The organism is Flavobacterium sp. LC2016-12 (genome assembly GCF_015351595.1).
In the GTDB taxonomy this organism is placed as follows: Bacteria; Bacteroidota; Bacteroidia; order Flavobacteriales; family Flavobacteriaceae; genus Flavobacterium.
This window is the reverse complement of sequence record NZ_JADKPT010000014.1, coordinates 102,084-112,157: the sequence shown is the minus strand read 5'-3', so window position 1 is coordinate 112,157 and position 10,074 is coordinate 102,084. Positions and strand designations below refer to the sequence as shown.

The window sequence follows — 10,074 nt, the reverse complement described above, 5'->3', positions numbered from 1 at the left end:
CTTAAAACTAAGGGCGTTCTTATTGTTACTTTTACTTCGTTTGAATCAATAGCCAACTTGAAATTTCTTCTAATGCAATTGGAGAAAATGTCTGTTCAATTGTTTTATATTCAGTTGGCAAACCTGTTTGACATTCCTGAAATAGGTGGTTCAAATTAGGCAATACTTTTGTGGTTACTTTTTTATTGCCACTATCTAGAAGTGTCTTTTTAATAGCCTCCAGATTAACTTCAGCAGGAACTTGTAAATCTTTGCTTCCATTTAATGCTAAAACAGGGCATTTTACCTTTTTCAAAAAGGGAACCGGATCCAGTTTTATAAAATTATACCACCAGGTATTTGTAACTTGTGCTGTAAGTAATTCCACATCAGCATCCTTTGAAGAATCATTATATTGTGTTTTTAAATAACTACTGATATTATTTTTTAAGCTTCCATCATTTACATTAGAGGCAATAATAAGATCGTAGGCACCTTTAAAGATTTCTTTCTCTTTTTGAATTTCAACTTCAGGCATTCCGCTTTGTCTTTTTATCAATTCATTTTGCAAAAGCAATATTTTATCTCCACGAAGTCCTGGTCCGGCAAGTAAAACAATAAAACTAATATCCTTTGAGTTTCCAGCCACCATTGGAGCTATTAAACCACCTTCGCTATGACCAATTAATCCCAATTTCTTTTTATTAATTTCATTTCGTGTTTTCAAATAATCTAACCCTGCCTGTATATCACTTGCAAAATCTACGGTTGTTGATGTACTAAAATTACCTGTAGATTCACCTACTCCACGATCATCTAAACGCAAAACTGCAATTCCTTTTTTAGTTAAATAATCAGATATTACTAAGAATGGCTTATGTCCTAGCACTTCTTCGTCTCTATTTTGCGCACTACTCCCTGTAATTAGTATTACAGCTGGAAAATTTCCTTCTTTTTTAGGGAGTGATAATGTTCCTGCCAGAGTAATATTAGCCGTTTTATTGACAAATTTTACATCTTCAGTATAATAAGGATATGGTTTTTTAGGTTCCTGCGGTCTTGCGTAAACTTGTTCTGAAATACTTTCTTTGGATAAATTCAAGTCAAAAGATTGTCCATTTTGAGTAAGTTTTCCAACAATGATATTGTCTTTATTTAGTATCCCTGTATACGAACCATTAATTGCAGGGATTTCTAATTTTAAAATAGAATTTTCAAAAGTTGTTGTGGCAACAGGAATTCCTTTTACCTTTTGGTCCGGGCTGTCCATAGTAGAAACATATCCAGTTTCTGTTCTACTAATATTGGCTACAATTCTTAGCTGAGCGCCTGGAACTTTTAATAGACCATTCCATTGTCCTGAAATTTCTTGCCCTATTGCGAAAGAAGAAGTTAAAATTGTTATTATAATAAGTATTACTTTTTTCATTTGATTTAAAAATTACTGGATAAAATTAAATTGATTTTTGATCTCTCTTTTGAATTTCTTTAAACTTGATAAAAGAATAAACTACAGGAACAAGTGCCATAATAATTATAACAAAAACAAAAGCGTTGGCAAATGTAGTACTCAGAAGAAATCCTCCCAATACCAGAAGTAATCCTCCGGCAACCCAAAGCTTACCAGCAAACAAATGTGTGGCTTTCCATACTTCACTATTTTCCAAAGTCCAGGGTGTACGTATTCCAAGAAAATAATTTGGTTGAATTACTTTAAAATAATTCCCCAGAATCACAAAGAAAGCCCCCATTAGTGCAAAAACCAAATTCGGATTATTTATTGATCTTTCTTTGGTAGTATACAGAACAAGCAAAGCAATTAGAGACATGAAAAGAACTAAGATAAATTTCAATTGGTAAAATTTCCCTCCCATTAAAGAAATCCTGTTCTTAGGATCTATTCTTGGAATAAAAGTCATCAGTACATATATTAAAACGGGCAATAAAAATAATATGGTAATAAGCGAAAACTTATCGCCCCACCTATCAATTTCTCCTTTATAATTCCAATGTACGGGAACTTTTTCTGGGAGGCTGTTCCAAATAATTGCTAAATAGACAAAGGGAGTAAGAACAATTCCAATTATTGGAAGTTCTTTTTTCAATTCTAAATTCATTTTTTATTTTTTAAAGGTTAGTATCCATTGCAAAACATCTTCCATAATGGTGGTATTAATGGAGTAAATGATGAATTGCCCATTTTTTTCAGAAGTAATTAAATCAGCACGTTTTAAAATATCTAAGTGATGCGAGATACTCGGTTTTGAAATATTAAAAGCATCAGCAATTTCTCCCGCAGATAAGTCTTTCTCTTTTAAAAGCTCCAGAATCTCTCTTCGCGTGGCATCGTTTAATGCTTTAAAAATATCGTTCATCATTTATATATTTAGACAAATATCTAAATACTTTTCTAATTCACAAAAAAAATGGACAACAATTTAAATTGTTGCCCATTTTATAAGAGTTTCAGAATCGAATTTAAAACTGATGTACTTTCTTGGAAATCACTAAAAAAGAAATTAAAGAAACAATAGCGGCGGCAGTTAAATAAAAACCTACATAACTTAATCCGTAAGTACTTGCCAGCCAGATTGCAATCATCGGTGCAAATGCCGCACCTAAAATTCCAGCCAGATTAAATGTTAAAGAAGCTCCAGAATAACGAACTGTAGTAGGAAACAACTCCGATAAAAAAGTTCCTAACGGTCCATAAGTAAAGCCCATTAAAGACATTCCCATACAAACAAATGCAGTTACCAAAACCGGATTTCCTGAATTAAGGAAGTACGAAAAGAAAAATCCGAAAACAGCAATGGCAACGGTAGTGATAATTAATATTTTTCGACGACCAATTTTATCTGCAACCAAAGCTGAAACTGGAATAAAAAAGGCAAAAAACAATACAGAAAGTAATTGAATTAGTAAGGCATCTCTTTTGGTAAAACCTAAGTCAGATGTAGCCCAGCTCAATGTAAAAACAGTCATTAAATAAAAAACCAGAAAGGTAGTAACTGCCGATAATGTTCCAAAAATTAATTGATTTTTGTATGATTTCAACAAAGTTAAAAACGGAATTCGAACTTCTTTCTGTTCTTCTTTAGAATTTTCGAAAGCAGGAGTTTCACTAATTTTTAGACGAATATAAAATCCAACAACAACCAAAAGAGAACTTGCTATAAATGGAATTCTCCATCCATAATCCATAAAGGCTTCACTGGTCATACTATCAGTTAATATTAAAAAAGTACCCCCAGAAAGTAACAATCCGATTGGTGCTCCCAATTGCGGAAACATTCCGTACCAAGCTCGTTTATGTGGTGGTGCATTTTCAATTGCCAATAAAACAGCTCCTCCCCACTCTCCTCCCAGGCCAACTCCTTGTCCAAATCGGCATAACATCAATAAAATGGGTGCAGCGATTCCAATACTGGCATATCCAGGTAAAAAACCAATGGCAATTGTGGATAATCCCATCGTTAATAATGCCACAACTAATGTGACTTTACGACCAATTTTATCTCCATAATGACCAAACACAGCTGACCCCAGAGGTCTGGCAAGAAAGGCTATCGAAAATGTAGCCAAAGATTCCAATGTGGAATTTGTACTACTAGCTCCGGGAAAAAATAATTGTGGAAAAACCAATACCGCGGCATTGGCATAAATATAAAAATCAAAAAATTCAATTGTGGTTCCAATTAACGAACCAAAAAGAACGTGGCGAAGAGAGTTCTCCTGATTTGGGTTATTTTTCATTGTGGTTGATATAGTTTTTTTTTGAAAAATTCTAGTGTAAAAATGAATAGACTCGTTACTCACACAAAACATTTGTGTGCAAAAATATAGTTTCATTATTAAAAACACACATTCAGAAGCAATAGTTTTATATTACTCTCAAAATTTTAACAAAAAGCCCGAATCTGTTATTTTAGTCCTTGCCAAATAATGTTACATAACACTAAGTTCACAACACAGCTTAAAATACTGATTACAAATATTTTACATTAAAAACCAAAAATCAAATCTTAAGCATTCGTTAAAAACCATTTTAAGTATATATTTTCATTAAATTTACAGCTATCAAAAATAAATCGAAAATTATGCCCACCGACTGTATCAGCTACCAAACCTCAGGATATTTCTCTAAATTGATACAAGATTATTTAGATCAAAAACCCGAATTAAACTCCTTTTACAATCATTTTCCAACATTGGAAAACTTTGAAAAACAAATAGCTGAAAAACAGACCAATTTTGACAATGCAAATCGAATTCCTTTAGTTGAAACACTAAAAAAGCAATATCAAAATATCGAAATATCAGATGCAACTAAGCAAAATATCGAACTATTAGCACATCAAAATACTTTCACTATTACTACGGGGCATCAGTTAAACTTATTTAGCGGCCCTCTATATTTCTTATATAAAATCATTTCTACTATTAATTTGACGAAAGAATTAAAGTCGAAATATCCAACGCATAATTTTGTCCCCATTTATTGGATGGCAACCGAGGATCACGATTTTGAAGAGATTAATTATTTTAATTTTAAGGGAAAGAAATTTCGTTGGAATAAACAAAGTACAGGTCCTGTTGGAAGACTTTCAACAGAAGGTTTAACAGAGTTTTTCGAAATTTATTCCCTGGAATTAGGAACCAGCACAAACGCGAATGTTCTTAAAAACCTATTTGAAGAGGCCTATTTAAAGCACGAAAATTTAGCAGATGCTACTCGTTTTTTAGCTGATAAATTATTTGCTAATTATGGCTTAGTTATTTTAGATTCTGATGACGCCGATTTAAAACGCGCTTTTATTCCTTTTGTAAAAGAAGAACTAGAGCAACAAACTTCGTTCAAAGCTGTCGAGGAAACGATTTCTAAATTTGGAGATTATACGGTTCAGGTAAATCCACGTGAAATCAATTTGTTTTATATCGAAGATGGTTTAAGAGAAAGAATCATTTTTGAAAATGATAAATACTACGTAAACAACACAAAAATCTTCTTTTCGAAGGAAGAAATTATCGAATTACTAGAAAATAATCCTGAGAAATTTAGTCCAAATGTAATTATGCGTCCGTTGTATCAGGAAATTATTCTACCTAATTTATGTTACATTGGCGGAGGAGGAGAAATTGCGTATTGGTTAGAGTTAAAATCATTTTTTGATTCAATAAACATCACTTTTCCGATGCTTTTAGTGCGTAATTCAGTACTTTTAAACACTGAAAAACAAGCTAAAAAAGCTGATAAATTAGAATTAAGCTGGGCTGATTTATTTACAAAACCCGCTAATTTAGTCAATGCAATTACACACAAATTATCTGCTTTTCCAATTGATTTAACTTCTCAAAAAGAAACATTAGAAAAACAATTTGAATATCTTTATCAACTCGCGCAGCAAACCGACAAATCATTTACCGGAGCAGTAAAAGCACAAGAAGTAAAACAAAAAAAAGGATTAGAAAACCTTGAAAAAAGATTATTAAAAGCGCAAAAAAGAAAACTGGACAACGAATTACAACGTGTAATTGATTTACAATGTGAGCTTTTCCCAAATCAAAGTTTACAGGAACGTCAGACTAATTTTTCTGAATTCTATTTAGAAAAAGGAGAACAATTAATTCCTCTTTTAATTCAAAAATTAAAACCATTAGAAACGAACTTTAATATTATAACGATATAAATACAAATAAACAATAAAGTAATAATCATCAGAATAAATAACCGCCTCTTCTGAAATTATTGCCTCTCTAAACCAAATAGTAACCTTTAAAAAACAAAAATTAATCTATTACCAAAAACTATGATCAGAGAGCGCTTGATTTCACTAGATGTCTTCAGAGGATTAACTATTTTATTAATGACTATTGTTAACAACCCCGGAGATTGGGGCAATGTTTTTCCACCACTTTTACATGCCGAATGGCACGGCTGCACGCCAACCGATTTAGTATTTCCGTTTTTTATCTTTATTATGGGAGTTGCCGTTCCTTTGGCTATGCCAGATAAAATTTACGACGGAACTACTTTCAATAAAATATTGGTCCGTTCTTTACGAATGTTCTGTCTTGGAATATTCTTTAATTTCTTTGGCAAAATACAGCTTTTTGGTCTTGACGGAATTCCGCTTTTAGTTGGTCGTTTAGCAATTACTATTGCTGTTGGTTATGCCTTAATGGGTAGTTTTAGTTCGAAAGTCAAAAACATTCTGGCCTTCTCCATTCTAATAATTTACCTGTTTTTAGCCTATAGTGGTATAGAAGCATATCACGATGTACGCCTTCCAGGGGTTTTACAACGAATTGCTATTGTATATTTTGTAGTTTCACTTTTATATCTAAAAACCTCTCAAAAAACACAAATCATAACAGGTATTGCTTTATTATTAGGCTATTGGGCTGTCATGACTTTAATTCCTGTTCCCGGAATTGGAGCTGCAAATCTTGAAAAAGGAACTAATTTAGCTTCCTGGCTAGATAGCATCCTTCTTGAAGGGCATATGTATCGCGGAACTATAACATGGGATCCGGAAGGAATTTTAAGCACCCTGCCCTCTATTGTAAACGGAATTATCGGTTTATTAATTGGTCAAATATTATTACGAGAAATAGGCAAAACTGAAAAAGCCCAAAAAATGGCCATAATGGGTGTAGGTCTTATTATTGGAGGACTGTTATGGAATACCGCTTTCCCAATTAACAAATCACTTTGGACAAGCAGTTACGTTTTGTACACTACAGGATTAGCAACTACATTTTTAGCGATATTATATTATGTACTTGATATAGCAGATTATAAAAAAGGCTTTAAACTCTTTTTAATTTGGGGTGTAAACCCAATGATTGTGTTTTTTGCTTCCCAAATTATTCCTCAGGCACTAGTTATGATCGAATTCCAAAATCCGCATAATCCGGTAGAAAAAATAAATCTTTTGAATTATTTGTACAGTTTTGGAATAGCGCCATTCTTCAGCAACCCAATGACAGCTTCTTTAGCCGGGGCATTGGTTTATGTTGCAATCTGGACATTCATATTGTGGGTCTTCTACAAAAAGAAACTCATTTTCAAAGTTTAAAATCAATACTCCCATATAATTAAAGGCGCACAGTAGTGCGCCTTTTTATTTAAAAAAGACATTTAATATCAACATTTTACAATTTACAACTCCCTATTCACAATTTTATTTGCCATAACATCATTTCACGATGTTTTAATTATGAATTTATTAAAATCAATTCATAAAAAAAGTATACTTTTGCACAAAATTAAAAATAAGCAATAAAATGGCAACAAATAGAACTTTTACAATGATTAAACCAGATGCTGTTGCAAACGGACACATCGGGAACATCTTAGCAATGATTACTAACGGAGGTTTCAAAATCGTTTCATTAAAATTAACTCAATTAACTGTAGCTGATGCTCAGGCTTTTTACGCTGTACACGCTGCAAGACCTTTCTACGGAGAATTAGTTGAATTTATGTCACGCGGACCAATCGTTGCTGCTATTTTAGAAAAAGATAACGCAGTAGAAGATTTCAGAACTTTAATTGGAGCTACAAATCCAGCTGAAGCTGCTGAAGGAACTATTCGTAAAGCATACGCAACTTCTATTGGAGAAAATGCAGTTCACGGTTCTGATAGCGATGAAAATGCAGCTATCGAAGGTGCATTCCACTTTGCTGGTAGAGAGCAATTCTAATTTTTAGACTTCTTAGATTGTTAGATTTATAGACTAACTTAGATTTCCTAAAATCTTAAAAAAAGAAAAACCCGTTTCAAATGAAACGGGTTTTTCTTTTCCTGATATATTACTTTTTAAAAATCCAATAATCTAAGAAGTCTAGCGTAAAACCACATCGGTCACTACTTCACGTTTTAGTTCTTCATTAATCATTTTAACGATTTTAGATTTTCCGTGACTTAATTCTTCTCTTAAAACAGCAGATCCAAGTTCAACATAAAGTGTACTTCCTTTCAAAACAACGTTTTTAGTATACGTGTTTACACCATTTCCCATCAATTGTCTCCACGCTTCTTTCACATCAATCTGATCCATTCCAGGCTGTAATTTATTCACCTGAATAATCTGGTTCAAAACATCCCCAATCGTACTTTGACTATTTAGTCTCTTTGCCATCTTTTAAAATATTTAGTGGTGCTGCTTTTTTATAATGATATTCCTTTTGTTGTTCATTTTTAACAACAAACTCTTTGTCCGAAACTGAAATTAACTCCTCACTCCACTTCGCATAATCCGTTTTATAATCCAGGAAAGTTCCTTTATCTGTAAATCGAACTGAAACATTTTCAAATGTATTTGTCGTCAAAAAAGTTCCATCAAGCTGTGCCATAACCTTCGTTCTGGTTCCTTTAGTTCCCTTAATCTGAAAATAATCAAAATTCTCATTCATTCCGTAATCCTTCACTTCTCCCTCGTCAAAAACTACTTTTTCAATTTCCCAATAACCATTCAATTTAGCAATATCTGCGGGTTTAATTTGCTCTTTGCAACTTACAAACAAAAGTGACAAAACCAAGATTACAAAAGTGTTTTTCATATTTATTCTATTAAAATCAATCTATTTTTATTCTGAATCGTTCCTAACTTCAGGAGAAAAATAAGGAGCTATTTCCTGCTGTCCTTCCAATCTTTTGTGGTGAACCCCACCACAAAAGGATTTTCCCTCCCATCAGGGCTAGGGCACCTATTTTCAAAAGAAATTTCGTGAACTACAAAGTTAACTTTATATCATTCAAAAGAAATAAAAAAAACATAAAACCCATTAAACTATTTTACATATTTTTGGTCAAACCCCAAACCAACACCAAAAAACCATGACCAAAAACATTTGTAAAATCCTCATTCTCTTATTGTGTACAAGCTGTAGCAAAGAAGATAATGATTCCGCACCAACACCGACACAAAGTATGTATTTTCCGCCCTTAACAGGAAATACTTGGGAAACAACATCTATTTCCGATTTAAAATGGAATCAAAATGCAGTTCAGCCACTTTTAGATTATCTGGAACTGAAACATTCCAAATCTTTTCTCGTCCTGGTCAATGGCCGAATCGTTTTAGAAAACTACTTCAATGGACACACTGCTGCCACACCCTGGTATTGGGCAAGTGCCGGAAAAACACTAACTTCAACTGTGACAGGAATTGCACAACAAGAAGGTTTACTGAATGTTAACAATAACGTTTCGCAATATATCGGCACAGGCTGGACAAGCGAAACACTGGCAAAAGAAAATCTAATTACCTGCAAACACTTATTAACGATGACATCCGGGCTTGATGACAGCACAGACGATGTAAAACCGGAAAGTCTGACCTACAAAGCCGATGCAGGATCACGCTGGGCCTATCATAATGTCTATGTAAAATTACAGGATGTCGTTGCAAAAGCAAGCGGACAAACCTGGGAAAACTATTTCAATACCAAATTAAGAGACAAAATAGGAATGAATGGTAATTGGATTCAAATCGAAGCAAACAGTGTCTACACAAGCAACTCCAGAAGTATGGCGCGTTTCGGTCTCTTAATGCTAAACAAAGGAAAATGGGAAAATACGCAAGTCCTAAATGAGTCCTTTTTTAACGAAGCGACTACAACTTCACAAAACATCAATTTAGCCTACGGCTATTTATGGTGGTTAAACGGAAAAGTATCATACCATTTACCACAATCACAACTTACTTTTCCAGGAAGCGTAATTCCAACAGCACCCAATGATATGTTTATGGCTTTGGGTAAAAATGATCAAAAAATATATGTTGTACCAAGCAAAAAAATGGTTATCATTAGAATGGGAGATGCAGCTGACGAAGAAAACTTAGCTTTATCCGATTTTGATGAAACATTATGGCAGAAAATTAGTGCCGTATACCAGTAATCAATACTTAACCTAAAAACATTCCGCAAAGTACTCCCCTATCTCCTTACGTTACTCAAAATACAAGAAAGAAATCCAATTTTCTTCCTTGTATTTTTTTTTACAGTTCATTCTAAAATTAGAAACATTCTCTCTTATTCTTTTTAATCTACCAAACAAAAGCTTATTGTAATACTACAATACC

10 protein-coding genes are annotated in these 10,074 nt (G+C 33.3%); 4 read left to right on the top strand and 6 right to left on the bottom strand.

Annotation, left to right across the window (positions count from 1 at the left end; translation table 11 throughout):
* Positions 1-31 precede the first annotated feature (31 nt).
* From IRZ99_RS18825 to IRZ99_RS18810, 4 genes are all read right to left on the bottom strand, one after another.
* Positions 32-1,408, bottom strand: coding sequence for a S9 family peptidase (locus tag IRZ99_RS18825; protein ID WP_194658755.1), 1,377 nt, complete (start codon positions 1,406-1,408; stop codon positions 32-34).
* A 25-nt stretch (positions 1,409-1,433) separates the two neighbouring features.
* Entirely contained in the window at positions 1,434-2,096 is a 663-nt protein-coding gene (locus IRZ99_RS18820) for an SdpI family protein (protein WP_194658754.1), read from the bottom strand.
* A 3-nt stretch (positions 2,097-2,099) separates the two neighbouring features.
* Positions 2,100-2,354 carry an autorepressor SdpR family transcription factor gene (locus IRZ99_RS18815; RefSeq protein WP_026984867.1) on the bottom strand — a complete coding sequence of 85 codons (255 nt, stop codon included), beginning with the start codon at positions 2,352-2,354 and terminating at the stop codon, positions 2,100-2,102.
* A 103-nt stretch (positions 2,355-2,457) separates the two neighbouring features.
* Positions 2,458-3,735: an MFS transporter gene (locus IRZ99_RS18810; protein WP_194658753.1), complete on the bottom strand. Its 1,278-nt coding sequence runs from the start codon at positions 3,733-3,735 to the stop codon at positions 2,458-2,460.
* A 344-nt stretch (positions 3,736-4,079) separates the two neighbouring features.
* Between IRZ99_RS18810 and bshC the strand changes: the two genes are divergently transcribed.
* The 3 genes from bshC to IRZ99_RS18795 all read left to right on the top strand — a co-directional run bounded on the left by bshC (position 4,080) and on the right by IRZ99_RS18795 (position 7,689).
* Positions 4,080-5,669, top strand: a complete 1,590-nt coding sequence (bshC, locus tag IRZ99_RS18805; protein ID WP_194658752.1) for a bacillithiol biosynthesis cysteine-adding enzyme BshC — start codon at positions 4,080-4,082, stop codon at positions 5,667-5,669.
* 120 nt (positions 5,670-5,789) lie between these two features.
* Positions 5,790-7,061: an acyltransferase family protein gene (locus IRZ99_RS18800; RefSeq protein WP_194658751.1), complete on the top strand. Its 1,272-nt coding sequence runs from the start codon at positions 5,790-5,792 to the stop codon at positions 7,059-7,061.
* Positions 7,062-7,269: 208 nt separating this feature from the next.
* Positions 7,270-7,689, top strand: a complete 420-nt coding sequence (locus tag IRZ99_RS18795; RefSeq protein WP_026984871.1) for a nucleoside-diphosphate kinase — start codon at positions 7,270-7,272, stop codon at positions 7,687-7,689.
* 141 nt (positions 7,690-7,830) lie between these two features.
* Here the strand turns inward: IRZ99_RS18795 and IRZ99_RS18790 are convergent, their stop codons facing one another.
* Both IRZ99_RS18790 and IRZ99_RS18785 read right to left on the bottom strand, forming a co-directional pair.
* Positions 7,831-8,127, bottom strand: a complete 297-nt coding sequence (locus tag IRZ99_RS18790) for a DUF721 domain-containing protein (protein WP_194658749.1) — start codon at positions 8,125-8,127, stop codon at positions 7,831-7,833.
* Positions 8,108-8,548, bottom strand: coding sequence for a hypothetical protein (locus IRZ99_RS18785; RefSeq protein ID WP_194658747.1), 441 nt, complete (start codon positions 8,546-8,548; stop codon positions 8,108-8,110). The genes IRZ99_RS18790 and IRZ99_RS18785 overlap by 20 nt, the downstream gene beginning before the upstream one ends.
* 277 nt (positions 8,549-8,825) lie before the next feature.
* Here IRZ99_RS18785 and IRZ99_RS18780 point away from each other — a divergent pair, with 277 nt between their 5' ends.
* Positions 8,826-9,890 carry a serine hydrolase gene (locus tag IRZ99_RS18780; RefSeq protein WP_194658746.1) on the top strand — a complete coding sequence of 355 codons (1,065 nt, stop codon included), beginning with the start codon at positions 8,826-8,828 and terminating at the stop codon, positions 9,888-9,890.
* Positions 9,891-10,074: the final 184 nt, after the last annotated feature.